2 protein-coding genes are annotated in these 1,169 nt (G+C 56.6%); both read left to right on the top strand.

The features are described 5' to 3' along the window. Window positions 1–334: 334 nt before the first annotated feature. Window positions 335–667: a site-specific integrase gene (locus tag M7F93_RS12015; RefSeq protein ID WP_366144787.1), complete on the top strand. Its 333-nt coding sequence runs from the start codon at window positions 335–337 to the stop codon at window positions 665–667. An 82-nt stretch (window positions 668–749) separates the two neighbouring features. Then, the coding region (locus M7F93_RS11570; RefSeq protein ID WP_298173670.1) for a c-type cytochrome at window positions 750–1,169 on the top strand (420 nt) is incomplete at its 3' end.

Here is a 1,169-nt window from a genome sequence, read left to right as displayed (position 1 = left end):
CTCCCTGCTGGTTCCGGCGGATACCTGACGTTGAACCTCTAACGGATCGACCGGCAGCAATGGGTCGGTAACCGCCCATTCAGCCAGATGAGGACAATGAAGGCTCCTGATACAAGCAAGGAGCCTGTCATGAGCAATGAGATCAAGGAATCTTACCATCGTAGACCCTGGAACAAGGGAAAGCTGACGGGGCAGAAGCCCCCTCTGAAGCTCAAGGAGATCTGGGCTATCCATATACGGCTACAGTTGGACAACCATACGAGGGGGTTGGCCCGCCCTATTCAATCTGGCCATTGATAGCAAGCTTCGTGGATGTGATCTGGTCGCTTTACGGGTGAAGGACGTGGCCCATGGTGGCCAGATCGCTCGCCGCGCCATCATCTTGCAGCGCAAGACCCAGAGACCGGTTCAGTTCGAACTTACTGATCAAACCCGGGAATCCCTGGCGACCTGGATCGCCAAGGCTGATTTGAAGCCCGAGCAGTATCTTTTTCCCAGCCGGCTAAGGGCATCCCCAAATTTGTCCACCCGTCAATATGCCAGGATCGTTGATCGGTGGGTGAGCTCCATTGGTCTTGATCCCACGACGTATGGTACCCTCAGCATGCGCCGGACCAATGGCGACCCTTGGCGACCCTTATTTACAAGCTCAGGTCAATTAATTTAATTTATGAATGGTTTATTTCGAAGATCATTCACCGGGTGGCTATGCAGCCCGCTCGTCTACTCCACATCAAGGATAGAGCACCATGGATTTTAACGGCTTTCGAACCTGCCGCCTCCGCGATCCGCTCTTATGGATAAGCGTCGCGCTGCTGATGAGTTTTGCGGGTGGCGCCAATGCCACTGGCATCGCGCAAATCATCCACGCACGCAAGGTGCACTTCAGGACACTCGGCAGGACCGACAAGCTTCTGCGGGATCAAATGGATCGCTCGCACCTGAATTGGCGCCTGATCCTAGTGGACGCGAGGCAAATTGCCGTGCTCGCCGATTCCCTGCCCACATGGTTTCCTGCGGGCAGCGGGAAAGGGCATGGGGTCGGCACCCGAGCGAGCCCGGAAATCTGGGCGAAACCCGCTGCGTTCACCCAGGCCGCACAGAGAATGCGAAGCAGCGCACAAAACATGACGCGGGACGCCGCAGACCACGACCTTCACGCGCTCGCA

Origin of the sequence: Acidithiobacillus sp., assembly GCF_027322205.1 — a bacterium.
Taxonomy (GTDB): Bacteria; Pseudomonadota; Gammaproteobacteria; order Acidithiobacillales; family Acidithiobacillaceae; genus Acidithiobacillus.
Note: the sequence above shows the minus strand (reverse complement) of the source record. Positions and strands in the feature narration are given on the sequence as shown.